Source organism: Sphingomonas sp. (assembly GCF_003248515.1).
In the GTDB taxonomy this organism is placed as follows: Bacteria; Pseudomonadota; Alphaproteobacteria; order Sphingomonadales; family Sphingomonadaceae; genus Sphingomonas_I.
Genome location: NZ_QFOB01000023.1, coordinates 1 through 23,045 on the forward strand (window position 1 = coordinate 1; position 23,045 = coordinate 23,045).

The following is a 23,045-nucleotide window of genomic DNA, read 5'->3' on the forward strand; positions in this document are numbered from 1 at the left end:
ATGATCTGCTCCTCGCTGAACCTGGTCTTCTTCACGTCCGTCTCCTCACGAAGCCGGACTCTAGCTCAAACTGGCGGAGTTTCAGGGGAGCACGTCAGCTGGACTGTTTTGGGAACGGACCGGAGTCGGCCGCATCATCGGCCGCGGATGGAATCGATAGTCGACGCCCCTGCATATCGAAGGCGATCTTGGTCCCACCGAAACCTGCCAGGTCCAAGATGATCTGCTCACCCTCATTATTTCGACGCCACTCGACACCGGTAATTGGGGCGTCAACCCCCGCGACGCGGAGCGACTTTATAGCGTTCGCGACTGCGATCCCGGGGTCGGCCGAGGGAAGTCCCTGTGCTGCAGGGCTCGGTGCCGCCATGTCGGTGAAACCATGCGGACCGGCCGGCCCTTCGCGCATGTGCGCCATGCTGGCACCGGCAGAGTCCGGTGCTACGGTCGCGACCACGCCGACGAGCTGCATGCCGATGCCAGTGAGTGCGATCCAGGCCAGTGGCACCAGAACCAGCAGACCGATCAAACGGTGAGAACCACGTCGATCCCGCTCAGTCATAGCACTCTCTCCTCGCGGAGCGGCGCCCAGCGCTGCTGCCGGTCGGTGATCGTCGATGGTCAAGTCATCGTAAGCAAACGATCTTCAGCGCTCCGCGTTGAGTTTCGCTCGCGCGTGCGGGCCGGGGCGGCAATTCAGGCTACGTGCGCGAGCAGCCATTCCATAGCGGCGGGCTCTTCGGTGAACAGTTCGGTTCGCGCCTGACCGATGCCGCGTTTCAGTTGCAGGCGAACCAAGGCCTTGTCGACGAGCAGTGCCAAGGCGTCTTTCGGGTGAAGATATAGCAGGGCAGCGGTCCTCAGCTTCTCGTGGATTGCTTGGGATTGGACCGGAGCGAGTCGACGATCGACAAGTAAACGTGCAACTCCATGCCGCCCGCGCTGCTTCTTCAAGATCGGATCGACAGTCTGCACATAACGTTCAAGGTCGGCTTCGGACCAGTGAGAAAACACGCTCGCTCGAACGATCCGCAGATCGCGCTCGCACTCGATCCTGAACGCATCCGCGGTCATGGGAATATCTTGTGCCGAGGAGCTTTCAATAACTGCCGAAGGACTGCGCACGCCGTTTTCCTCTCGAGCGAACGGTGACATTTTCGGGTGAACAGCCCGTTAAATCCCAGGAAATCGGCAATGTGCCGGTTCGATGCCATGGCGAAGCTGACGGCTTAGCGAGCTAAGTCCTTCCGGGCCAACAGTCGATCCACGTCGGCCATCGTTGCGTCGAAATTGGAAAAGATGCCCGATGCGTTAGCGCGTTCCCCTCGTTCCGCTACTTTGGCTTGGTCCTGCCGCGCCCATTCGACTAGACCGGCGGCACCAAGGGTGACCAGCCCAGCGTCGGAGAGCGCTCGCGCCTGAATATCTGCACCTGCCCGCGACAAGCCGAGCGCTCGGGCAAGCTGCGATCTCGAAATTCTGCGGACCGCCACGATCAACGGCCACGCCACTCGCGTCCGCGAGTTGCGTGACATGCCGGCCAGAGCCGCATTCCCGCGGGTCAGCTCCGGCCCGATCCGCTCGAATAGCCCGTAGCTGTTCTCCAGCGCTGCTACGGCACCTTCTATCAACGTGGCCAAGATTTCTTCAGGTTCCAGGTCGCGGAAGAGTTGCCGACTGATTAAACCGGGACAGGCGATCGGCGGGGCGGAAGGAGTAGCACGAGCCAGCAGTGCCTGGTTGAGCGCCCACGCGGCGCCCGGCGCCGCCGGTACGAACCTGCGCAGCGCACCGCCCGGGAGCGGGAGACAGGTATCCTCGCCCGAGATTTCCGCGAACGCTGGGTTACGGCGCAGTTCGTCGATGGCCGACGCTAAGTGAAAGAGGTGACCGACGACGGCGGCGTCGATGTCCATACTTGAGCCGAGCAGTTGCGTGATCGGACCGTTGACAGACGGTGGCTTCGTGAGAGCATCAACTGCTGCGTCGAGCGATCTCAGGTTCTCTGCGTCGAACCGTCGCGTCGCGCCGGCAGCGCGCGAGAGTAGCTGCGCGGACGCCGCGACCGCAGAGGCACCATGATCAGCGAGCCATAGCAACATCCCGTCGCGACGAGGATCGGCAGTGCCGAGAATACTGGTATTACATGTATCTTCTTCATGTGCAGGACCGACGTCACCGGGGCCAGCGTCGCGGCGAAAGATTTCCCAAGCCGTGCAAATCCGAACAATTTCGAACGTGTGCCGCAGCTCGGGCGCCACAAACCGCCACGCAGCCTGCCATCGACCGAGGGCGTATCCATAACGAGCGAGGCCGAGCGCCATATCCATCTGGAACCGATGTATGCTAGTGATTGAAGAGTCGCTAGGTGGTCCCCTACCCGTCTTTTAAGCACTTTCCATAATCGATGCTTATGGTAAGAATAGACGCAGGGAAAAGGCGCTGAGCGGCCTTACGGCCGCCTGAGCGACTCGGGGTTGAAGCATGACCGACACCACCGCCGGCGAGATCGTCATCCACCAGCTCGACAGCCGCGCGTTGCCCCAGCGCCGCGCGCGCGGCTCGGCCGAGCCAGTCGACGCGCGGCTGCTACGCACGATCGCCACGGCGCTGCCGGCCGAGTTCCCGCCGGTGAGCCAGCTCGGCGTCGAGACCGCGCTTGAGGCGATGGCCGATGCGACCAAGGCGGCGATCGCCGCGGACCTCGACTGCTTCGTCGCCTGGTGCGCCGAGGAGCGCCGAGTCCCCTTCCCCGCCGATCCCGAAGATCTCGTTTTGTACCTCCGCCACCTCGAGGCGCAGGGCAAGAAGCCGGCGACCTTGTCGCGACGGATGGCGACGCTCGCCAGCGCGCACCGGCTGGTCGGGCTCGGCGCCAAGGACGGGCTGCCGACCGATCACGCGATGGTTCGTAACGCGCTCCGCGCCAATCGCCGGCGCAAAGGCGCGGTCCAGCGCCAGGCGGCGCCGCTGCGGTTCGGCGGCGCACTCGACGAACATGGCGAGGTTAAGGGGTTCACGATCACCGCGCTGCTCGATGCCTGCGGCGGCGACGCGCAAGGACTGCGCGACGCGGCCCTCCTTTCGCTTGGCTATGACGCTGGCCTCCGCGTCAGCGAGCTCACCGCCGCCGCGGTCGAGCAACTCGAACCACAGGCCGACGGATCGGGGCTGCTCGCGATTCCACGGTCGAAGACCGACCAGGAAGGCCAGGGCAGCTGGGCGTGGCTGTCACCCGAGACGATGCGGCGGGTACAGGCGTGGCTGGTACAAAGCGGGATCGAGGACGGGCCGCTGTTCCGGCGGGTGGGAATCGATCGGCGGCGGGCTCGGCCTGCCGTGCCGCCGCAGGCCTATCATTCCATTCCCGGTAACACCCGGCATTGGCAGGAGCGGTTGCGCGGCACGCCGGCGGTCCAGGCGCAAGTGACATACACGATCGGGGAGACCCCCCTCACCCGCCAAGGTGTGTGCGGGATTTATCGGCGGGTGGCGCTGGCGGCCGCCGACGCGGGACTGGTCGAGATCTCTGGTGCCAAGTTGTTCGAGGCGATCGCGGCGCTTTCGACTCATTCGCTGCGGGTGGGTCTGACCCAGGATCTCTTTGCCGCCGGAGAAGATGGTGCGGGGATCGCGCTGACCCTGCGCTGGTCGTCTCCGGCGACGGCGCTGCGGTATGGCCGGAAGCTGGCGGTCAGGAGCAATGCCGCTTCTCGCGTCCTCAGCTCCGTACGGCGTTGAGGCCGATTCGCCTTGTGCGGCGACGTCGAGCACGCTGATCGGTCGGCCGAGACGGTGGCAATGTGGGCTAGCGGACCTTCTCGAGCATCGGTTCGGTATTTTCCGTCGGGATAAGCTCTTCGTATTTCACGTACATACGACGAGCGGTCCCGAGGTCGACGCCCCTCCCATCGAAATTGTTCTCGTGAACCGATTTGAGCAGACGCAGATAGTCGCGAGCGATGCCGTGTACGGTCTGCTTTTTCACGCCGACGCGCGCGACGATCTTCGGACCCTAATAATTGCTGTGGGTCGAAAGCAGCCGGTAAATGCTTGCCGGGTCGTCGTGCGTCGCGCTGATGTCAGCGACCACGTCGCGCGTGAGCCCCCAGATTGTTTACTGTCCCACAGGCCCCCCCGCTTTTAGAATCGGACGTGCCTAACGGAAAGTTACAGAATCTTCTAGCATAAGCGTCGCTGTTCGCCGCCTCTCTCCAATGTCGCGGATATTGGGCGAAGGCAGCGCAACAAACGGGGACGTTCTCACTACCGCGGGAAGAGTCCGGATATGTCCGCATATGTCCGGAAAGAGCGCGAAGGACGTGTTAGCCTTTGCCCCTGCGGCTCGCTAACTGACGGTTTTCCGCCAATTTATCGAGCCCGCAACGCCTTCCGGCGCGTGCCCCGTAGCGTCGCTCGATGTCCGGATCATGTCCGGATTATCGGTTCTTCCGCCGGTAAACGGTCGCCGGTCCGGCACCCTCAACGATAAGATCGGCGCTCCTTACCAGATCGTCGAGGTCGCGGCGACCCTGACGATCGGTGATACCCATCCCGAACTGCGCCACATAATCGCGCACGCTGATCGCCTCGCCGATCCCGAGAGCGGCAAGGAGCGCTGCCTGACGGCTGTTGGGGGAAGTGCGCCCCGGGCGCTGCGCATGCGCCGAGTGGATCGTCAGCGTGACTCCGCTGGCCTGATCGCGCCATTGCGGGGGCGGCGCGCCGAGGCGCTTGCTCGCCCGAACGATATATTCGGTTCCCCGCCCGACCCGCTCCATCAAACCGCGCAGGTAGAAGATCTGCACGATGTCGGGATTGACCAGAATGGAGCCGTGATCGCGCCGCAGATCACTCGGCGTCAGGCCCTCGGGCAGACTGCCGCTGTTCCAAATCTCGATCCGGTCGCGATAGACCGACACCTTGAGACCGCCCGAATAGGCCGCATAATCACGGTGGACGAAAGCATTGACGATGCCTTCCCGGATAGCAAAGGCCTCATAGGCCGGCGCATCGCGCCGCTGGAGCGCGCCGCGTTCGAAGGTGGACTTGATCGGGTTTGCCGCGATCACCGCCTGGACCAAGTCGGTACAGGTCCGAAACAGCGGTCCTTCGAACCACCGATTGTCGAGATACTCGTCGTCTGCCTTGTCGCCGGCATAGACGACGAGCTGCGCCCGGCATTGCGGATGCCGTCGTCCCGGTGTCCGGCTGAACAGCGCATCACCCGCCTGGGTGAACCCGTCGAAACCGAGCACGCTCAGTTCCTTCAGCACGAGCTGTGTGTCCTCGGGATTGCTGAACGAAAACCGGCCATTGTCGATCGCCTCGCGGACCGTTGCCCGCACTTCATCGAGATCGAGGTCGGCGTCGGTCATCGCCGGCGATGCCTGGCGCTCCCAACGCGGTGGCTGCGCATCACCCCTGAGCAGCCCGCGCAACTCGACGATCGTCGCGGCACGCGTCTCCTCGCCCATGCGCAGCCAGACGCCACCTGCAAAAGCGTAGGGACCGTCCGGCGCCTTAGGCACCTCGACGACCAGGATCTGGCGACCGTCGATCTCCACCGAATCCACGGCAAGCACCGGCGCAGGCGAGATCGCCGCCTTCAGGCCGAGCTCAAGCTCGCGGGCAAGCGCCGGAGCGTCGCCGCCCACCCCGAGGAGAGAACCGTCGTCGCCGACGCCGCAGAACAGGTTCCCGCCGTCGCCGTTCAGGAAGCTGCAGACCGCCCGGCCGGCATTCTCGACCTTGGCACTGCGCTTGAACTCGGTGGTCGCATTTTCGCCCTTGGCGATGCGATCGATGAGCGATGCGATCGTCATGACTGCGGCCCCCTCCTCTGCCGCCAGCGTTGCACAGCCGCCTCCATCGCCGCGTACCGACCGAACTGCCGCTCGACATAGAGCCGCACGTCCGCTTCGTTGCTGTATTTCTGTACCCAATTATTGTTGCGATCCGGGATTGGCAGGTCCTCCTGGGATGCGGCCTCATACATATCGATCAGCCGAAGGTCGTCGATCACCCCGGCCCCCTTCCGCAACGTCAGCGCCTTGCGGCCCGCAGCGCCGACGAAGCCGAGGTCCATCAACAGGCGGCGAGCCAACACGACCTGATCGTGCGCCAGGATCAGCCGCGGCTTGTCGAGCTCGATCGCCTTGGCCAATTCCAGCTCGCTGATCGCCGGACCGCCGGCGCCGTCCGTGCCGGAGCCATAGCGTGGGGTGATAAGCCCGAAGAAGATGTCGCATTGCTCGGCCGCCCGAATGCAACTGGCGTACGTCTGCGTGTCATCCTCGATCGCGAGTTCGACCGGCAGGCTGCCGACATGGGAACTCCACGCTTCATATCCGAACATCTCCAGCCAGGCGAAGATCTGCTCGATCAGCGGCTCACGTCCGTACACGCTTGATGAGATGAGCACCGTCAACCTGCTCGATTTTTGCGCTCTCGCCATCGGCGTCACTATAACCGGCAACGCGCGGGGCGCCACGTCCATGCTATTGGCCTGCCATGACAGAATCGGGCTTCTTCTCTGAGCGGCATGGATTCCACGGGGACGATGCCGAGATCACGATCAGGGAGGACGCGCCCGAGGACGTGAGGGCCGCGGTCGTGATGCTCGGTTATGCGGCAGGCCTCGGGCCCAGCGGCATGCGTGACGCGGTTTGCGAGGTCCTGCTCAAACGCCCCGATCCGGGAAATTGGTCGGCGGGCAACGTCGAGAACGAGGTTCATCGGTTGATCGACGCAGCGCCGTGGTACGCAATCTATGACATCGCCGAGCGCATCTGCGCCGAGATCGGTCGCGACGACCATAGCGGCACCGCCCGAGTCCAATATGCCCGACGCCTCAACCAGCTGTTCCGCGAGCTCGGTGTCGGCTGGCAAATGGAGGATGGACGCATCGTGGTGCGGGGATCGGAAGCGTTCGCGCTCGCCACGCGAGACGCGGTGGCGACGATGCAGGCGGCGAGCGCCCCCACCGCTGCCAGGGAGGTGCATGAGGCCCTGCGTGATATCTCGAGGCGGCCGTCCGCTGATGTCACCGGGGCGATCCAACACGCGATGGCGGCGCTCGAATGTGTCGCGCGCGAGGTGGACAACAGCAGCGACACGCTCGGCCAGATCATCGGTCGCCTCGGCCTGCCGGCGCCGCTCGATAGCGCCCTTCATAAACTCTGGGGGTTCGCGTCCGAGCAGGGTCGGCACATTCGGGAGGGGCGCGAGCCGAGGTTCGAAGAGGCCGAGCTGGTGGTGACCGTAGCTTCGGCCGTCAGCGTCTACCTCCTGCGCCGCGCCCATCGCCCGACGATCGACGCGCCTCGATTTTGATTGTCGCTTGCCAACATTGCGTGGTCAGCATCGACCATAGGCGTCGTGCGCATCGATCGCCGTCTCGGGAGAACAGCGAAGGGTCTGAGCGTAGGCCGAACGCGAGCGACGACCGGTCACCGCTACCGCTCAATCGTCTTCGTGATCCTGCACGATGTAAAGCTGAGCGTTGAATTCGCGCAGCCCGATGTCCGCCAGGCGACGAAGCGCCGCAGCGTTCGGATCGTCGGGCTCCTTCGGCGGCAGGGCGGCGGCTTGGGCCGCATCTTGGCGGGCACGAAAGTCCTCGATGGCTGGAACGGCCTCGGCTTGCTCCGGAAGCTCCAGCGCGGCGCCCACATCTATGGCCGCGCTGAGCTGGTCGCGGCCTCTCAAACGCTCGCGCGATCGAGCGCGAGCGGCCTCGGCTTCGCGAACGGCCTCATCGACCGTCTCGCGCAGCGGGCGCTGGTCGTCCTCCAGCCGGGTCCGCAGCAGCGCCGCGAGTTCCGCCGCGCCGAGCGCCTCGATGATCTTGGGTTCGGACATGATAACGCATGTGCTCCCGTCGAAGGAGAGATAGTGAGGCCCATTGTCGGAAAAAGCGCCGATGGTGCGGGGTCGGACAAAGAAAGACCGCTGCCGCACCCTACCCCCGGTGAAAGCCGCGTCGAACTCTTCCTTCCGGTGAAACATCGGCGCGGCGTAGAAGACGAGGTTGGGCGCCGCGTCGAGCTCGATCAGCATTTGATGCTGGGCGGAATCGGACTTTGCGGTAATCTCGATGCGGTAGAACGGGGTCGTCAGCGGCGCGCCGCTCTGGATTTCCCTGGCGCTTCGGCGCGACAAGCAATCGGACCGCTTGAACTGTAGAAAGAGCGGGATGCCCGGCGCCTCGAGCTTTACGTCATATCCGCCCCCGGCGCGCCCTTCCTCGATCAGCGAAGGAAATATCGGCGCGGCCGTCAGGTTGCCGAGCGCCAGGACAAACTCATGGGTCAGCGCGAACCCGTAGGAGAACTCGGAGATGAGTGACTTCATGGCGGAGAGACTGGCCTAGGTCGCACCGACTCTCAAGCGCGCCGCCTGGCCCGCCGGTTCGTCGGTCAGAACGGTGCCTTCTTGCTCCAGCGATGCGCGCGCACGCGGTCTAACTCTTTCTCGTGCGCGCGAGCGCCGCGCTTACCGGCATATCCCTTGCCGGGACGACGTGTCTGCTTGTTGACGGCAAACGCCTGCAGGCGCGGTTCTCCCGATGCAGCGCAGTGGCGCTGGATCACCCCCAAAAACCAGCCCGCCGCCCGCCAGTGAAGGCCCATCTTGGCGGTGAGTTCCCCATAAGTGAGCGGTGAGCGCCGCGCCGCGGCCCGCACCAGGATCGGCCATGCGCGCCGCGCACGCGCAAGGTGAAGACGGGTGTTCATCGACGAACCCTCCAATAGACAGAAGACCATCGCGCGACCGGCCCGACGGTTCCCAACATCCAATGTTCTTCGCCGCGCACCTCTGCGGCACTTGAGAACAGCCGCTGTCGGTCGCAGGTTGCGATCAGACGAGGAGGCGCTGGGATGGCAGATGGATATAATTTCCAGCAACTGAAGGCTGCGATCCTGGCGTTAAGCCGAGCTTCGGAGTGGGAGGCCGCTCGCTTGGAATGGAAGCTGGTCGGTATCAGCGAGGCCGACGAGCCCGAGACCTGCCTCTGCGGGCATTTTCCGATCGTCGAGCTTTGTTCGATCACCAACCGCGTGACCGGCAATTCGACCGACGTCGGCAACGTCTGTGTGAAGCGCTTTCTGGGGTTCCGGTCGGATCTGATCTTCGCTTCGATCAAGCGGATCCGGAAAGACGTCGACAAAAGCATTGGTGCGGAGGCGACGGTCTTTTTTCACGAGCGCGGCGTTATCAACGACTGGGAATATCAGTTTCAGCAGAGCACCCACGCCAAGCGGAACCTTAGCGTCAAGCAGCTAGCGTCGCGTCATACCATCAATCGCAAGGTGCTGGCGGCGGTGGCCCGACGGGGCCTTAGCTAAGCGGCCAAGCCTGCCGCTTTTCATCGTTTCAACCGCACGCGCAAGCGACGGGCGCGTTCGCGAAAGGCCTGTTCGCCTCCTTCGAGAATGTCGCAGACAGCTTTGCGGATATCCTCGTCTTCCAGTCCCCCCGCGACGTAGGTGATCGGCGGCAGGCCGCCGCTTCGGTGCGCGCCGCATTCTGCGACGATGATCTGGTCGGCGTCGGTGTTGATCACGAGATTGGCGTTATGCGTGACCATGATGACCTGACGCTTGGCCTTGGCGACGATGAACAGCGAGACCAGCTCGTCGAACACCGACTTGGGATCGAGATTCTCCTCCGGCTGGTCGATGATGAGTGGTCGATCATCAGCGTCGTCGAGCGCGAGGTAGAGCAAGAGCAGGACGATGCCGCGGGTGCCAGGCGAGAGCTTGCGAATGTCGACCCCGTCATAGGCGATCTCGTACCGCACCGAGATATGGCCGGTCCCGAACAGCCAATGTGCGAAGCTCTTGGCCCAGGTTCTGAACTCGGCCTGCTGCGTAGGCGCGTAGGGGGCATGCGCAAATAACGGTCCCGTATAGTCCGCAATGAAGCCGGACATCGCGGCCTGGACATCGGCGGAACTCCCGGTCTGCCACGCCGGCTTCAGGACCTGCTCGGCCAGGGCGATGAGCGATCCGCGTCCGTAGAACGGACCGGCCTTCCGGCAGTCGATGATGTCATTTTCCGCGACATTGCCCCAGCCGGCGGCGTCGACGACGCGGGTGACCGAAAAGCTCAGCTTGCCGAGCGTCCCGGGCGCGGCCGCAAGCCGCGTCATCAGCGGGGCGTAGAGCGCGGCCAGAGCGGCCTGCTCGGCAACGAGCGCGTCGAATACACGGCCATAGGCGGCTTCGCGCTCGGCCTGCAGATCCTTGCGCCGCGCCGCCGCTCCTTGGGCATCAGTCACCCGCGTCTCGATGCCCTGCAGCTCGCTATTCTCCTGCGCGATGCGGGTGGACAGCGCCGTATATTGGCCGCGCACCACTTGATCGGCGCTAATCAGCTGCTCGAGCCGCCCCATCTCGACCTGGAGGAGCGTCAGCGGCAACGTCGCGAGGTCGACCCCATCGGCGATCAGCGGCAGGTTGGGATCGGCGGGCGGCGGAGGCGGGACACCCTTCAGCTTCGCGATCTCGCCGTCGGCCCAATGAATATAGCCCGACAGCGCCGCGTCGACGTCACCCTTGTAGATCAGCAGGAAGTCCGCCCATTGCGTTGAATTGAGGCCGCTGTTCGTATGGCGGGCCTGCGCCTGGCGTAGCATTTCCGGCGCCTTGGTCGCCTTGGTGCTGCGCACTTCGTCCTGCATCGCGACGAAGGTGCGCCGCTGATTGGCGTAGCGCTGGATCGTCGCATTGACCGTCTGGGCCGCGAGATTGAGTTGGCCGTGCCGCGCCGCCTGCGCCTCCGTCCCCTTGACCACCAGCTTGGCAAGATCGGCGGTGTACCCCGCGACGAGGATCTTCTTCTGTGCGGCCTGATTGGTCAGCGGGGTGACCAGCGCCTCCTTCTCGAATTCCTCGGCGATCCGCTCGCTGATGGCGGCGATCGCCTCCGCTTCACGCTGCCGGGCCTGCTGGAAGCGGAGTGTGCGCCGCTCGCGCAGCTGCGCGAAGTTCGTCGCGCCGTCGCGCTGGTCGCGCGGGTGCGCCTCGAAGATCACGCGTTCGACCTCGCGGATCAGTCCTTCCGACGCGCCTTTGGCCGAGCACAGTTCCTCGACGAACTGCTGCGACAGATAGCGGGCTCGAGGAAAGGCGAACGGATCGTCGGCGTCGCGCCCGTCAAGATGTCGCGTAATCGCGGTCCCGCCGCCCCAGGTCAGCGTCGCCTGGGCCGCGCCGATCAGCGGGCGCGCGCGCACCAGGAACGACGGGCTGATATTCTCGTCCGCCTTCCACGCCGCCAGTGGAATGGCATCGCACCCGGCCGCGATCATGTCCGCGAGCGCAGTCTTGCCCGAGCCGCGCGCACCGATGATCGCGACCAGCCCCGTATTGAGAGGCACGACCGGGGTTGCGGCCCAGCTCGCATCGGCGATCGCGACCGTCGAGATGACCTGCGACGGCATCGCCGATATGGGTGGCTCGGTGCCGACATAGGCGCGACCGGCAGGATCGATGCACGCCTGGCGCAGCGCGTCGAAAGTCAGTGCTCCCTTGATCCACGAATAGCGATTGCCGTCGGGCTGGCCGACACTCGCCTGGTCATGCGCGTCGCTGCCATGCAGGCACGGCTTGCATCCCTCATAGCCGTCCTGCAGCTCGGCGACCGACAAGCCGCGCTTACCGAGCCAGAACTCGCGCTGCGCGATGCTGCTGGCGAAGATAATATCGGCGAACTTCTCGATCTCTTGCCGCACGGTCGCATCCGCGGCTTGCCGCAGCCCGGAGGTTCCGTCGTCGGCTCCGCCGGCGACGGCGACGAGGATGTTCTTCTTCGCCCAGTCGCTGTCCTTCAGCACCTTGCGCAGTTGCGCGAAGTTGACCCGAAACTGCGTGACTCCGTGCGCCAGCGCCGCGCGATCGTCGGTCTTTGTGGGATCGGCCCGGCGGCCCAAGCGGATCAGCTCGGCGCGGCTGCAGTCGAAATCATCGTCATAGGCATGAAACTGCAGACGTTTCAGGATCCGCCCGACCTCGACCAGATGCTCCGGATCCTCGGGGCTGATCAGGAGATGAAGGTTCACATAGCCTTTGCGGGCGGTCACATCGAGGCGGATCTCGATGTTCGGAAAGATCAGCGCGACGTCGGCGAGCCGGCCAGCCTTTTTGAACTCGACGATCTGCTCATAGGTGTCGGTCACGTAATAGTCGGTCGCGGCGATCGCCTCGATCCGCGGGGTGCCGAGTTCGAGCGACGACAGATACGGCGACCACGGGTCGACGCCGCCGAACTGGTTGTTCAAGACGGTGCCGGGCGCGTGGATATGTGGTTCCCAGCGTCGCCATTCCGATCCCCTTGTAATCATCGTGCTTTCCATCGTCTTGCGCCGTCGTTCCGGCGCCGGCTTCATCGTCTCTCGCTTACTGTCTATCGCTGATCAGAGGTTCGGTCATGCGAATCGCGGTAAGCCCTCGGCGTGGCTCGGCCGAAGCCGACGCGACCGCCGCCCGCGCCGCCTCGACGGTGCCGAAGAAGGCAACCAGGTCGAGGCGGCAGCGATCCAGGATCGCGAGCAACGTGTCGTCCGCCATCGCCGCCGATACGCCCGCCGCCAGCTGGCCGAAGCGCTTGTCGGCGCTCGCGGCGACGATGGCGGTGGCGACGGGAAGCTGTCGGGTCAGTCGCGCCAGCAGTTGCCGGTCGAGTTGAATACGGTTGCTCGCCGCACCGGGTCGCCAGCCGGCCTCTTCCCAGAGCAGCAGCACGGCGGCGTTGTGCCAGCGACGACCACCGACGTCTTCGTTAGGATAGACGTGGGCGAGCGCTCGGTTGCGCGTGGCGATCAGCGCCTGATGGTCGATCAGCTGCTCTTCGGACAGGCGTGAGGTGATTTGGATCGACCCACGCTCCCCTTTCTGTCCGCTCGTCGAGGTCGCGCGCGCATAGAGCATCACCGCCATCGTCATCAGCGCCATCTCGGTGCTGTCGCGCTGGCGAGTGCCGACCTTGCGCGGACTGCTGAGAAGCGCCTGAAGCGCGTCGCGACAGTCGTCGGCTTCGCGAAGATCAGCTACACACGATTGAGCGACGAGCGCTTGCCGAATGTTTTCGGCGAGCGACGGACATAGATTTGCTGCGATCAACTCGTCGCGAACTGTGCTGAGGTCGACGGCGGGCGGCAATTGCAACGCCGAATTCTTAGTCTGCTCGGTCATGATACCGGCAACATACCGGCGAGCGCGGCGAGAAACAGCTTTTCTCAGCAGAGCGATCGATCGCCGTCGTTGCACATGACGGCTATCGATTCAAAACGAGGGCTGCTTGTCGGTCACCCGCTTCCGCCTTGGCCGACAGAAGCGGCGCGCCGGTCGTCAGCCGAGCCGTTTGCGATTGGCGACGACACCACGATGGATCGGCGCGAGGGCGGCAGCCGGAAGCGCCCAGGCAGCCGCCCATGCCGCCAGGTTCGTCTCGGCCAGAGCGAGCCATTCGTGCGGCCAGATCACCTCGCCGCCGGCGGCCCGGCCGAGGACGCGGGCATTGCGATCGTAGGCGCGGCGGACGATCGCGCCGGTTCCCGCAGTCGCGCGACCGGCGGCGCTGAACGCGGTCATCTTCTCCGTCACCATGCGACCGAGCTCGGTATAGTCGGCCGACATCGGGTCCTGGATCGCGGCGCCGATCGTCGGCATCCGAGCGGAAACGACGCGTTGCGCCCCGTCCATCGTTTCAAGGACATCGTGAGCGAGTTGGGCGAATTGCATGGGCCAATTCCACGGCGTCCATGCGTTCTGATTGCGACCGGTCATCAAGGCTTCTCCATGCTGCGTTGCAACAACGCCTCACCCGATCTTTGGAACCATCACAGGCGCTTCCGATCCGGTTGCCCTCCCCGAAACTCCGATCATCGCTCGAAGCCTACCTAGGCATGGACCTGACCGATCAGGGGGACGCTGCCCCCCTCTGAGCAAGGGCTGGACCGTCTCCGCGCACGCGCTCCGCTTGGCGACCGCGGGGGTCTCCCCAGCCTTCCCTGCGCGTCGCTGCGGTGCAGGCCGGGTGATCCCCCTCCCCCGCGATCGGCCCCGATTTGCTCATTCACCCCCCGCTCTCGGCGAGGGCCAGAAGTCGATGCGCGCGCATCGCCTTCGGCTCTATCGAGAAAGGGTTTGATCCCATGAACTTCGCAGACTTTCCGACCGGTCTTCCCGACTATGGTTATTCGATGCAGGCTGCCGCGATCGCCAGTGCCCTGGTCGGACGCGAGCATGCGCTCGTCTACCGCAGCGAGGTCCGAGAATGGCTAGACCGGATCGAGTGCCCGTCGGGGGGCGTGGTGGGCAGTATGGATGAGGGACGTGAATTCGCCGAGTTCCTGACGGACCTGGTGCGGATCGGTTCGGGGCTTCCGCCGAACGACCCGTAGCGCGGGGCCGGGCTAGCGCGACGGGTCGGGTCGAACCGCCGTCGCCCGCTGGGCGCGGTCGGTCCCGCGGTTGGTCGGGCGGTCGCTTTCGATCGAAGGACGCTCGCCTGCCGTAAGGCGATCGCCGATCGCGCGATGAAGGTCGGCAAGGTCGGCCGACAACCTGTCCTCGCCGAGCTCGCTGCCCCGTCGCTCCGCGTCGGTGAACAGGTCGATCGCACCGGCTAGTTCGGGCTCCGCGAACAGCGCCGGGCTTTCGCCGGCGCGCCACAGCTCGCCGAGTTCGGCCGATCGCGCACGTTTGGCCGACGGGGACATATCCTGCGCGAAAGTGGTTGAAGGCGGTGCCGGAAGCGCGACCCCCCTCCCCTCGAGTTCGGCGCGGGAGATCGCGGCGAGCCGATAGCGCAGCACCCTGGTGACGGGGGTGTCGGTGGGAGATGGGCGCCGCTGCCGGTCCAACAACGCCAGCAGTTCCGACGAGGCAACACGGGCGACGGCGCGCCGCCAATCCGCCAAGCTGCGCTCCGAAGATCGTTGGTCGGCCGGTTGTAGAAGCGCGAACTGCTCGAGCAACGGATCGTCGGCGACGTCGGTCGGTAGCGGGGCCGCACTGCCGGTGGCAGCTGCATGAGCGAAGCCCGCGACCGCCGCCACGGTCGCTAGCTGAGCCCGGGTCAGCTCCCGGTCCTCGATCGAGCGCGCGAGGATCATCTCGAGCACCGGCACGAGGTCGGTCACTGCGGCCTGCCCGGCGTCGATCGTGTCGAGCCGCGCCAGGATATCACGCTGGGTCGCCTCGATGCGCGCGCTGCTGCGCGCGACTGCGTCGAGCTGGCCTTGAGCCAGCGTTACCGCGTCTAGGATGGCGGCGAGCGCGGCGCTGTTCGGTTCGGTGCTCATCGCCGCGGTCCGCCCTTGTCCGGCGGCCGATCGCGGTGCCGGTTCCGTTCCTGGGTCTGCCGAAGCGTATCGTCGGCCTTGGTCGGCTGGGTGTCTTTGGACTGCTGGTCGGCTTGCTCCAACAGCGCACGGAGACGGTCGGTTGCACCCGGCAGCGCGCGGGATCGTGCCACTTCGGACGGCGGAAGATCGGACCGGGCCGGGGTGTCGCGGGATGCCTCCAGTCGATCCCGCATCGCCTGCGAGCGCGCCAGCGCCGCCGCGAGCGGGTCGCCATCGACCGGCCGCGTTGGAACATCTTGCGTCGCTGTCGGCGGGCGATCGATTTCCGCGCGCGCTCTCCCGGGGACGATCTTCCTGATCGAGTTCGGCTCGGGCGCCGACATCGAATTGACGAACCGCTCGAGACTCTTTGCCACGGTCTTGTCGACGATCGAGGGCGACGACGAGAGCTCGGCGATCGAGCGCTCATAGGCGGCGCGCGCGCCCGCCTGCTGTCCTGCGAGAACCGCATCGACCGGATCTGGCAGGCCGGCATCGCGGTAGCGTGCGGCGCGGGCTGACCGGCTCCGGTCGAGGCGCGGGGTCTGGCCCTTTTCGCGCACCTTCTTCGCGGCGATCGGCTCGTGCTTGGGATCGAGCCCGCGAGCCTTGGCGGGTGTCGCATTCGCCTCGATCCCGCGATCCCGCAGCTTTTCCGCGAAACGCTGGCGGTAGCGGAACAGGTCGTCTCGATCGGGATGGAAGCGCCTACCGTCGAGATCGCGGCGAGCGACGGTGAGGTGGACGTGGGGATGATCGCGATCGACGTGGAGCGACGCGACCCATGACCGGTTGGCGAACTCCGTTCGCGCGAAATCGAGTGCTGCTTCCTTGAGGCGCTCGGGGTCGGTGCCGGTCGGCATCGACAGGATCATCGAGATCGACGTGGCACCCTTGCGGCGGGCATCGTCGCCCATCTCCCATTCGTGCCAGTCCTGCGCGAGAACCTGCATGTCACGCCCGTCACGCAACACGTCGCCGTCGCTCGTGTAGAGCGCCAGCTCCTTCTCGGATCCATGACCGAGACGGCTGATATAGGCGAAGTTCGCCAGGACATGGCCGCCGCCATGCTGGCGACCGGTGATGCGGACAACGACTTCCGGGGCCCGTCGCGCGGTGCGATCGAACGCCGCGATTGCCCGCCGGCTAACCGCGGATTGCGAGCTGCCGCCGAACGCTTGCTTGGTTTGCCACGGCGCCCGATACGCGCCGCCCGTCGGCGATGGACGTAGCAAAGACGCCGCCGCGATCCCGAGAATTACGCCGCCCGCTGGCGCCGGCTTGGCGGTCCCGCCTCCGCTCCCGAGCCGATACTTCTTGGCCGGTGCGAAGATACCCGCCATTGAATCGAGGGTGCCGGCGGAAAGGCGAAAGCTCATGCCTTCCCGCTCCAATCACTGCCGGTCCAATAGCCGACTTCACCACCCACATAGGATGACAGTGACCGACGTGTGGCGAACAGCTCCGCCTTCAGCTCGGCACAGGTTTCGATAAACGGCGCCGCGATTCGCCCCAGATCGAGCGAGCTTCCCGGTTGGTTGGCCGCGTTCATGGCGTGAACCGCCTGGTTGATGTTGCGACCGATCGCGAGCACCTGCTTGCGTAGCTTGCCCAGTTCGCTCTGCGTCGCCGGGGCCAGCCGAAGATGCGCTGCTTTATCCCAAAGCTGCCAGCGCAATGCCCGCTTGATCCACTCGTTTCGCGACAGGCCCATCGGCTCGCCGACGCGATCGATGGCCTCGGCTTCGCTTCGGTTCAACCGGACGGTGATCCGAACCTGATCATCGGGATGACCCCGTCCCGTCATAGCGGGAACCGGAAGCTCGTCATTATCCGGCGAAAGCGCCGCCCGGGCCAGCGCGCTCGCGATCCAGGCACTACGCGACTGACCGTGAGCGCCGGCGACGCGCTCGATCTCGGCAACGAGTTCGTCCTTCAGTCGCAGGCTTACCATCATGTCGTAAAGCCCCGTGCAGCGGCGCCATCGCAACAATGTATTACATTGGTGCCAGATGGCGTATCCTGCCATCCCTAAAATGACAACCCCAGTCCTTCTCCTCGACATCATCCCAGCCATGATCTTTGCAACGCGGAGCCGGGTGTGCGTTGGGGTGGTGCGCCCGATGCCAAAACGAAGGTCAGCGCGTGATGGGTCCGAGTCTCGCGAACGCACTTTCACAATCGGAAGCGCCGTGTAATCAGGCGGTGACCAACGAACCCGGAGACCGGCAATGCCCCGTGCTACCCCGAAGCCAGATGACCTCGACGCCATCGCTGCCCGCCGTGCCGCCCTCGTCGCCGAACTCGCCGCGGTCGATGAGAAACTGAAGGCGGCGGAACTGGCGGCCCGTGATGCCGGCCGCCCCGTTCTCCTGGCGGCGCTTGAAAAGGTCAAGATCGCCGGGCTCGACAAGACAGACGCGCGGACTATTGCCACCGCGATCGGCCAGCATGGCGGGGCCGTCGTCGCGCAGCATTTGGCGTCGTTGAGGAATTCCTGATCACAGCCGTTTGATACATGGGTTGTGGCTTACAAGGGCGCGATCTCCTCGTACCGCCCTGCCCTTCTCAGCTGACGGACGATCCCGTTGAATGCGGCGGTCACACCTTGCGCGCGGCCGATGTCGTTCTCCTGGGCGGCCGCGTCCCAATACAGTTCGAGCGGCCATCGCTCGGGGCAGTGATGCAGCAGGCAACGCAGCGCGAGCCGGACTTCGGCACCATCGACCCGACCCGCGCCAGACCGGGCAACCCCCGCGCGCAGGATATGGACCGATAGCGCGATGACGACGCGCTGGTGACGCGGAAGCGGAGGCACGGATCAGCGGAAGTCATGCGACTGGACGCGAATCACATTCTCCGGGTCCATTCCGTCGGCGTGGGGCGGCCAATAACAGTTGCGCGGCGTTGGACGCCATTCCTCGTCGCCCCGATCTGGACTGCCCGCGTGCCGGGCGCCGTCGCCGCGACCGGTTTGATGGGGAAACGACATCCCGCCCACGCACGACAAAAGGTCACCGTGGTCGATGATCCTGTCGCAGATGACGTGGATCACCTCGCCTTCTTTTTGTACCCGGCCCTTGAGCCCGATCATGGCGGCGGACATCACGGTTCGGCGTTGCGCCTCGAAACGATCGGGCCAGAGAATCCCGTTCGCCACCCCGGTCTCATCCTCGATCGTGATGAAGAGAACCCCCTTGGCGCTCCCCGGTTTCTGACGGACGAGAATGATCCCGGCGACCTCGACATGGCGACCGTCGCGCAGGTTCGTGAGGTCCCCGCAGCGGGTGACGCCGCGCCGGGTCAGCTCTTCCCGGAGGAAGACGAGCGGGTGCGCGCGCAGCGATAGCTGGAGCGCGCGATAGTCCTCTACCACTTCCCGGCCATCGGTGAGCGGGGTCAGCACGACCGCCGGCTCGACACCTTCCGGACTGAACGCCTCGCTCGCCTGATCGGCGGCGACGAACAGCGGCAGCGGCGCTTCGCCCAGCCCCTTCACTTTCCACAAGCCCTGGCGGCGATCGGCGCCGAAGGCGTGAAAGGCATCGGCATCGGCGAGTTTCTCGATTGCCGCGCGCCGGACGCCCGACCGCCGCCAGACCTCCTCGATGCTTCCGAACGGCGCGATCCCGCGCGCAGCGACGATGGCGGCGCCATCGGCGTTCGATAGGCCGCGGACCTGGCGAAGGCCGAGCCGGACGGCGTGGGTCGGCCCCCTGCCCGGCTCCAACGTGCAATCCCATCTGCTCGCGTTGATACACGGTGGCCGGACTTCGACGTCATGCTCGCGCGCGTCGCGCACGATCTGCGCCGGCGCGTAGAAGCCCATCGGCTGGGCGTTCATCAGCGCCGCACAGAAGACATCGGGATGATGGTGCTTCATCCAGTTCGACGCGTACGCGATCTTCGCGAAGGAGGCGGCGTGGCTTTCGGGAAAGCCGTAGCTGCCGAAGCCCTCGAGCTGCCGGAAGGTGCGCTCGGCGAAGTCCCGCGGATAGCCGCGCTCGACCATACCCTCGATCAGCTTTTCCGAGAAATGCGAGACGCCGCCGGTGAATTTGAACGTGGCCATGGCCCTGCGCAAGGCATCCGCCTCGGCCGGCGTGAAGCCCGCGCCGACGATGGCGACCTTCATCGCCTGTTCCTGGAATAGCGGGACACCGAGCGTCTTCTCGAGGACCGCGCGCAGTTCGGGGCGCGGATATTCGGGTTTCTCTTCGCCGGCGCGGCGGCGCAGATACGGGTGGACCATATCGCCCTGGATCGGGCCCGGACGCACGATCGCGACCTGGATGACGAGATCGTAGAAGCGCTGCGGGCGCATCCGCGGCAGCATCGCCATCTGCGCGCGGGACTCGATCTGGAAGGTGCCGAGAGTGTCGGCTTTCTGGATCATGGCGAACACGTCGGGATCGTCGTCCTGCAGGTCGGCGAGGCCGACCTTGATCGCCTTGACCTCCTCGAGCAGGTTGAAGGCGCGGTTCATGCAGCCGAGCATGCCGAGCCCGAGCACGTCGACCTTCATGAACTTGAGCGCGTCGATATCGTCCTTGTCCCACTCGATGATCTGCCGGTCTTCCATCGCCGCCGGTTCGATCGGCACCAGGTCGTCGAGGCGATCATGGGTCAGGACGAAGCCGCCGGGATGCTGGCTCATATGGCGCGGTACGCCGATCAGCTTGCGCGCGAGGTCGAGGGTCAGGCGCAGGCGACGGTCGGCCATGTCGAGATTGAGTTCGGCGACCTGCTTTTCGCCGACGCCCTCCTGCGACCAGCCCCACACCATGCCGGCGAGCGAGCCGGTTAGGTCCTCGGGCAAACCGAGCGCCTTGCCGACATCGCGCACCGCGCCGCGGGCGCGGTAGCGCTGGACGACCGCGGTCAGCGCCGCGCGATCACGCCCGTAGGTCTCGAAGATCCACTGGATGATCTCCTCGCGCCGCTCATGCTCGAAGTCGACGTCGATATCGGGCGGCTCGCGTCGTTCGCCCGAGACGAAGCGCTCGAAGAGCAGTTCGTGCCTGATCGGGTCGATGCTGGTGACGCCAAGGACGAAACAGACGCACGAATTGGCGGCCGACCCCCGCCCCTGACACAGAATGCCCCGCCGCCGCGCCTCGCGCACGATCGAATGGACGGTCAGGAAGTACGGCGCGTAGCCGAGTTCCTCGATCAGGCGGAGCTCATGGTCGAGCTGGGCGCGATAGGCGGCGGGCACGTCGCCGGCGAACATCTTCGTGGCACCTTCGTCGGTCAGGCGCGCCAGCGCCTGTTGCGCGGTCAGGCCGTCGATCAAGCGCTCGTGCGGATAGGTGTAGGTCAGCTCGCCGAGGTCGAAGCGGCAGGCGTCGGCGATGTCGACGCTGGCGCGCAGCGCATCGGGATAGGCGGCGAACCGCCGGACCATTTCGGCCGGCGCCTTCAACGCGCGATCGGCATTGACCTCGCGACGATAGCCGAGTTCGTCGACGGTGCATTTCTCGCGCACCGCCGTCACCACATCCTGCAGCAGCCGCGCTTCGGAGGCATGATAGAGGACATCGCCGGTCACGACCGCGCGGACTCCGGCCTCGAGCGCCTGGCGGGCGAGCGCGTCGATCCGTACCGCATCGTCAGGCCGCCGGCGCTGTGACAGCGCCATGAACCCGCGCCTGCCATAGACTGCGGTCAGATCATCGAGCGCTGCGGCATTCGCTGCATCGGCTTCGTCGGGCACCAGGATCGCGATGACGCCCGCAGACCAGGGCGCGAGGTCGGTCCAATGGAGGAGGCAGCCCCCCTTCCCTGCCCGGCGTTTGCCGATGGTCAAAAGCCGCGTGAGCCGCGACCAGGCGGCGCGGTCGGTCGGATAGAGAATAAGCGTGCGACCGCAGCTCAGATCAACGCGCGCACCGGCGATCGAGCGGACGCCGGTCGCCTTTTGCGCTTCCCAGGCGCGCACCACCCCGGCGACGGTGCCGAGATCGGCGACGCCGAGCGCGGGATAGCCGAGCATGGCTGCCGCGGCGAACAGCTCCTCGGGGCTGGAGGCGCCGCGCAGCAGCGAGAAATGGGTGAGCAGCTGCAGCTCGACGTAGCGCGGCTCGCTCATGCGAAGACCCCGTGCATCCACCAGCTGAGGTCGCCGCTGTCGCTTTCCACGCCGTTGCCGCGGCGGAAGACCCAGTAGCGCCCACCCGCATCGTCTTCGACGCGGAAATAGTCGCGAATGCCGAAGATTTCGGCATCCCGCCGCCACCATTCGCCGTGGATACGCTCGGGTCCGTCGCCGGCGACCACCCGGTGGGCGACGCCGCGCCATTCGAACCGTCGCGGCGGCTGATCGGGCCACAGGGCAATGACCCCGAACAGCGGCTCGGGGCGCGCGAAGAGACGGATCGGCCGGCGCCAGGCGGGCCACGCACCGGCGACAGCGCCGGGATCGCCGGGCATAGCGGCGCGCTCGGGAACATGACTAGCGGCGGCGATCATGCGGTAGACCGCACTCGCGCCGATCCGCCCGGCCACCATGTCGACCAGTCGGGCAGGATCGCGGAGCGGGCGATCGCCCGCCAGCACAGTCCCGAGCGCCGTGGCGTCGAGATGCTCGGTGTGCGGCGCCAGCAGGCGAAAATGCTCGAGCCCCAGCCCCGGATCGATCCGTTCGATGCGTAGCTGAAGCAGTTTGAGGAGATGCGCCGCCTCGCGCGTCGGTCGCGAGGTGCCGACGCCCACGACCTGCTCGGTGCCGTCGATCCGCGCAGCGACCAGCCGCAGCGCGCGGACGCCGAGGCGGCGCGCCTGGAGGATGTCCGCAAGGTCATTGAGCAGGTCGCGCATGACGTGCGCGATCGCCTCGGCAGTTCCGATCGGTTCGAGCAGCCGTTTCTCGACGCAGGGCGCATCGATGTCCTCGATGCCGGCGATCGGTTCGGCGGCGGCGCCGAGCGCCTGGTCGAGGCGGACGATCGCTGGCAGCCCGAGCCGTCGCGCCAGCGGGCCCCGCGCGACGGGAAGCAGATCGGCGACCCGCTCGAAACCGAATTTCCGGGCGGCGCGGAGTGCTGGCGGATCGAGGCGCAGTGCCGCGACGGGGAGCGGTGCCAGCGCCGGGCCGGTGCCTCCGGGCGGAACGATCACCAGCTCGGTTGGGCCGAACCGGGCCAGCGCGTGCGCGGCGCCGGGCGTATCGGCGACCGCGACGCGCACACTGTACCCGACACGGCGGCAGAAGACCTGCAGCCGGCGGCAGAAGCGCGCTTCACCGCCATGCAGGTGTGCGCAGCCGGTGATATCGAGCCAGAGACCGTCCGGCGGTGTCACCGCGACGACGGGCGACCAGCGACGGACGCCGAATCGCGCCAATCGCTCGAGGAACGCCGCGTCGGCGAGCGGATCGGCCGGTCTAAGATCGAGGTCCGAGACCAGCGCACGCGCGTGCGTGGCGGCCATGCCGACACGAATGCCCAGCGCGATCGCGGCATCGCAGGCAGCGACGATGTCCTCGCGGCGGGCTACCTTCGCGGTCAGCGCGATCGGCATTGCGCCATGAGCCGTTGGCGGGAACCGTGCATCGGCGAGCGGCCGCGCATCGAGACCGATGGATCGGAACGGGGGAGCAGCCGCTTCGGATCGCCTGCCGAGTTCGCGTGCCGGCGGGCGAGCGTGGACCGGCAGCGCCGCGACCTGCGCTTGGACCTCTTCGCGGGAC

At 66.0% G+C, this 23,045-nt stretch carries 21 protein-coding genes; 5 read left to right on the top strand and 16 right to left on the bottom strand.

The genetic code is table 11. The features are described 5' to 3' along the window. Nucleotides 1-94: 94 nt before the first annotated feature. From DI605_RS20610 to DI605_RS20620, 3 genes are all read right to left on the bottom strand, one after another. Nucleotides 95-562 (bottom strand): hypothetical protein, encoded by a 468-nt coding sequence (locus tag DI605_RS20610; protein ID WP_293977541.1) that lies wholly within the window; start codon nt 560-562, stop codon nt 95-97. Between the two features lie 134 nt (nt 563-696). Beyond that, on the bottom strand, nt 697-1,074 hold the full coding sequence (locus DI605_RS20615) for a hypothetical protein (protein ID WP_293977543.1): 378 nt from the start codon (nt 1,072-1,074) through the stop codon (nt 697-699). A gap of 155 nt (nt 1,075-1,229) precedes the next feature. Then, nucleotides 1,230-2,330, bottom strand: a complete 1,101-nt coding sequence (locus DI605_RS20620) for a hypothetical protein (protein ID WP_293977545.1) — start codon at nt 2,328-2,330, stop codon at nt 1,230-1,232. 154 nt (nt 2,331-2,484) lie between these two features. Between DI605_RS20620 and DI605_RS20625 the strand changes: the two genes are divergently transcribed. Further along, the gene (locus tag DI605_RS20625) at nt 2,485-3,741 is read left to right on the top strand and encodes a tyrosine-type recombinase/integrase (protein ID WP_293977547.1); all 1,257 of its coding nucleotides are present in this window, start codon (nt 2,485-2,487) and stop codon (nt 3,739-3,741) included. A gap of 67 nt (nt 3,742-3,808) precedes the next feature. Here the strand turns inward: DI605_RS20625 and DI605_RS20630 are convergent, their stop codons facing one another. From DI605_RS20630 to DI605_RS20640, 3 genes are all read right to left on the bottom strand, one after another. Beyond that, nucleotides 3,809-3,988, bottom strand: a complete 180-nt coding sequence (locus tag DI605_RS20630; RefSeq protein ID WP_293977549.1) for a hypothetical protein — start codon at nt 3,986-3,988, stop codon at nt 3,809-3,811. 451 nt (nt 3,989-4,439) lie between these two features. Continuing rightward, a complete protein-coding gene (locus DI605_RS20635; RefSeq protein ID WP_293977551.1) occupies nt 4,440-5,825 on the bottom strand; it encodes an RNA-binding domain-containing protein in 1,386 nt (461 codons plus the stop codon). Then, entirely contained in the window at nt 5,822-6,499 is a 678-nt protein-coding gene (locus DI605_RS20640) for a DUF4062 domain-containing protein (RefSeq protein ID WP_293977553.1), read from the bottom strand. Before DI605_RS20640 ends, DI605_RS20635 begins: the two co-directional genes overlap by 4 nt. 14 nt (nt 6,500-6,513) lie before the next feature. Between DI605_RS20640 and DI605_RS20645 the strand changes: the two genes are divergently transcribed. Next, the gene (locus tag DI605_RS20645; protein ID WP_293977555.1) at nt 6,514-7,335 is read left to right on the top strand and encodes an AbiJ-NTD4 domain-containing protein; all 822 of its coding nucleotides are present in this window, start codon (nt 6,514-6,516) and stop codon (nt 7,333-7,335) included. Between the two features lie 129 nt (nt 7,336-7,464). Here the strand turns inward: DI605_RS20645 and DI605_RS20650 are convergent, their stop codons facing one another. Then, entirely contained in the window at nt 7,465-8,355 is an 891-nt protein-coding gene (locus DI605_RS20650) for a hypothetical protein (RefSeq protein WP_293977557.1), read from the bottom strand. Between the two features lie 65 nt (nt 8,356-8,420). Beyond that, the gene (locus DI605_RS20655; RefSeq protein ID WP_293977559.1) at nt 8,421-8,738 is read right to left on the bottom strand and encodes a hypothetical protein; all 318 of its coding nucleotides are present in this window, start codon (nt 8,736-8,738) and stop codon (nt 8,421-8,423) included. 144 nt (nt 8,739-8,882) lie between these two features. Between DI605_RS20655 and DI605_RS20660 the strand changes: the two genes are divergently transcribed. Further along, nucleotides 8,883-9,350 (top strand): hypothetical protein, encoded by a 468-nt coding sequence (locus DI605_RS20660; RefSeq protein ID WP_293977561.1) that lies wholly within the window; start codon nt 8,883-8,885, stop codon nt 9,348-9,350. Between the two features lie 20 nt (nt 9,351-9,370). On the opposite strand, the gene DI605_RS20665 is transcribed toward DI605_RS20660, so the two are convergent. The 3 genes from DI605_RS20665 to DI605_RS20675 all read right to left on the bottom strand — a co-directional run bounded on the left by DI605_RS20665 (nt 9,371) and on the right by DI605_RS20675 (nt 13,793). Further along, nucleotides 9,371-12,349: a TrlF family AAA-like ATPase gene (locus DI605_RS20665; protein ID WP_367120082.1), complete on the bottom strand. Its 2,979-nt coding sequence runs from the start codon at nt 12,347-12,349 to the stop codon at nt 9,371-9,373. A gap of 55 nt (nt 12,350-12,404) precedes the next feature. Beyond that, nucleotides 12,405-13,199, bottom strand: coding sequence for a hypothetical protein (locus DI605_RS20670; protein ID WP_293977564.1), 795 nt, complete (start codon nt 13,197-13,199; stop codon nt 12,405-12,407). Between the two features lie 156 nt (nt 13,200-13,355). Further along, a complete protein-coding gene (locus tag DI605_RS20675; protein WP_293977567.1) occupies nt 13,356-13,793 on the bottom strand; it encodes a hypothetical protein in 438 nt (145 codons plus the stop codon). Between the two features lie 368 nt (nt 13,794-14,161). Between DI605_RS20675 and DI605_RS20680 the strand changes: the two genes are divergently transcribed. Continuing rightward, a complete protein-coding gene (locus DI605_RS20680) occupies nt 14,162-14,410 on the top strand; it encodes a hypothetical protein (protein WP_293977569.1) in 249 nt (82 codons plus the stop codon). Nucleotides 14,411-14,422: 12 nt separating this feature from the next. Here the strand turns inward: DI605_RS20680 and DI605_RS20685 are convergent, their stop codons facing one another. From DI605_RS20685 to DI605_RS20695, 3 genes are read right to left on the bottom strand one after another with little or no spacing between them, the layout of a single operon-like run. Continuing rightward, on the bottom strand, nt 14,423-15,313 hold the full coding sequence (locus tag DI605_RS20685; protein WP_293977571.1) for a hypothetical protein: 891 nt from the start codon (nt 15,311-15,313) through the stop codon (nt 14,423-14,425). After that, a complete protein-coding gene (locus DI605_RS20690; protein ID WP_293977573.1) occupies nt 15,310-16,734 on the bottom strand; it encodes a relaxase/mobilization nuclease domain-containing protein in 1,425 nt (474 codons plus the stop codon). The genes DI605_RS20685 and DI605_RS20690 overlap by 4 nt, the downstream gene beginning before the upstream one ends. Further along, nucleotides 16,731-17,312, bottom strand: coding sequence for a ribbon-helix-helix domain-containing protein (locus tag DI605_RS20695; RefSeq protein ID WP_293977575.1), 582 nt, complete (start codon nt 17,310-17,312; stop codon nt 16,731-16,733). The genes DI605_RS20690 and DI605_RS20695 overlap by 4 nt, the downstream gene beginning before the upstream one ends. A 274-nt stretch (nt 17,313-17,586) precedes the next feature. Here DI605_RS20695 and DI605_RS20700 point away from each other — a divergent pair, with 274 nt between their 5' ends. Further along, on the top strand, nt 17,587-17,856 hold the full coding sequence (locus DI605_RS20700; RefSeq protein WP_293977577.1) for a hypothetical protein: 270 nt from the start codon (nt 17,587-17,589) through the stop codon (nt 17,854-17,856). Between the two features lie 320 nt (nt 17,857-18,176). On the opposite strand, the gene DI605_RS20705 is transcribed toward DI605_RS20700, so the two are convergent. Together DI605_RS20705 and DI605_RS20710 are read right to left on the bottom strand one after the other, a co-directional pair. Continuing rightward, complete coding sequence (locus DI605_RS20705) at nt 18,177-21,446, bottom strand: error-prone DNA polymerase (RefSeq protein ID WP_293977579.1); 3,270 nt, start codon at nt 21,444-21,446, stop codon at nt 18,177-18,179. Then, nucleotides 21,443-22,876, bottom strand: a complete 1,434-nt coding sequence (locus DI605_RS20710; RefSeq protein WP_293977581.1) for a DNA polymerase Y family protein — start codon at nt 22,874-22,876, stop codon at nt 21,443-21,445. Before DI605_RS20710 ends, DI605_RS20705 begins: the two co-directional genes overlap by 4 nt. Nucleotides 22,877-23,045: the final 169 nt, after the last annotated feature.

Bases quoted from the DNA above. Each gene is read 5' to 3' on its own strand.
- DI605_RS20610 (WP_293977541.1), bottom strand. From the start codon at position 562: ATGACTGAGCGGGATCGACGTGGTTCTCACCGTTTGATCGGTCTGCTG.
- DI605_RS20615 (WP_293977543.1), bottom strand. From the start codon at position 1,074: ATGACCGCGGATGCGTTCAGGATCGAGTGCGAGCGCGATCTGCGGATC.
- DI605_RS20620 (WP_293977545.1), bottom strand. From the start codon at position 2,330: ATGGATATGGCGCTCGGCCTCGCTCGTTATGGATACGCCCTCGGTCGA.
- DI605_RS20625 (WP_293977547.1), top strand. From the start codon at position 2,485: ATGACCGACACCACCGCCGGCGAGATCGTCATCCACCAGCTCGACAGC.
- DI605_RS20635 (WP_293977551.1), bottom strand. From the start codon at position 5,825: ATGACGATCGCATCGCTCATCGATCGCATCGCCAAGGGCGAAAATGCG.
- DI605_RS20640 (WP_293977553.1), bottom strand. From the start codon at position 6,499: ATGGACGTGGCGCCCCGCGCGTTGCCGGTTATAGTGACGCCGATGGCG.
- DI605_RS20645 (WP_293977555.1), top strand. From the start codon at position 6,514: ATGACAGAATCGGGCTTCTTCTCTGAGCGGCATGGATTCCACGGGGAC.
- DI605_RS20650 (WP_293977557.1), bottom strand. From the start codon at position 8,355: ATGAAGTCACTCATCTCCGAGTTCTCCTACGGGTTCGCGCTGACCCAT.
- DI605_RS20655 (WP_293977559.1), bottom strand. From the start codon at position 8,738: ATGAACACCCGTCTTCACCTTGCGCGTGCGCGGCGCGCATGGCCGATC.
- DI605_RS20660 (WP_293977561.1), top strand. From the start codon at position 8,883: ATGGCAGATGGATATAATTTCCAGCAACTGAAGGCTGCGATCCTGGCG.
- DI605_RS20665 (WP_367120082.1), bottom strand. From the start codon at position 12,349: ATGATTACAAGGGGATCGGAATGGCGACGCTGGGAACCACATATCCAC.
- DI605_RS20670 (WP_293977564.1), bottom strand. From the start codon at position 13,199: ATGACCGAGCAGACTAAGAATTCGGCGTTGCAATTGCCGCCCGCCGTC.
- DI605_RS20675 (WP_293977567.1), bottom strand. From the start codon at position 13,793: ATGACCGGTCGCAATCAGAACGCATGGACGCCGTGGAATTGGCCCATG.
- DI605_RS20680 (WP_293977569.1), top strand. From the start codon at position 14,162: ATGAACTTCGCAGACTTTCCGACCGGTCTTCCCGACTATGGTTATTCG.
- DI605_RS20685 (WP_293977571.1), bottom strand. From the start codon at position 15,313: ATGAGCACCGAACCGAACAGCGCCGCGCTCGCCGCCATCCTAGACGCG.
- DI605_RS20690 (WP_293977573.1), bottom strand. From the start codon at position 16,734: ATGAGCTTTCGCCTTTCCGCCGGCACCCTCGATTCAATGGCGGGTATC.
- DI605_RS20695 (WP_293977575.1), bottom strand. From the start codon at position 17,312: ATGATGGTAAGCCTGCGACTGAAGGACGAACTCGTTGCCGAGATCGAG.
- DI605_RS20700 (WP_293977577.1), top strand. From the start codon at position 17,587: ATGCCCCGTGCTACCCCGAAGCCAGATGACCTCGACGCCATCGCTGCC.
- DI605_RS20705 (WP_293977579.1), bottom strand. From the start codon at position 21,446: ATGAGCGAGCCGCGCTACGTCGAGCTGCAGCTGCTCACCCATTTCTCG.
- DI605_RS20710 (WP_293977581.1), bottom strand. From the start codon at position 22,876: ATGCCGATCGCGCTGACCGCGAAGGTAGCCCGCCGCGAGGACATCGTC.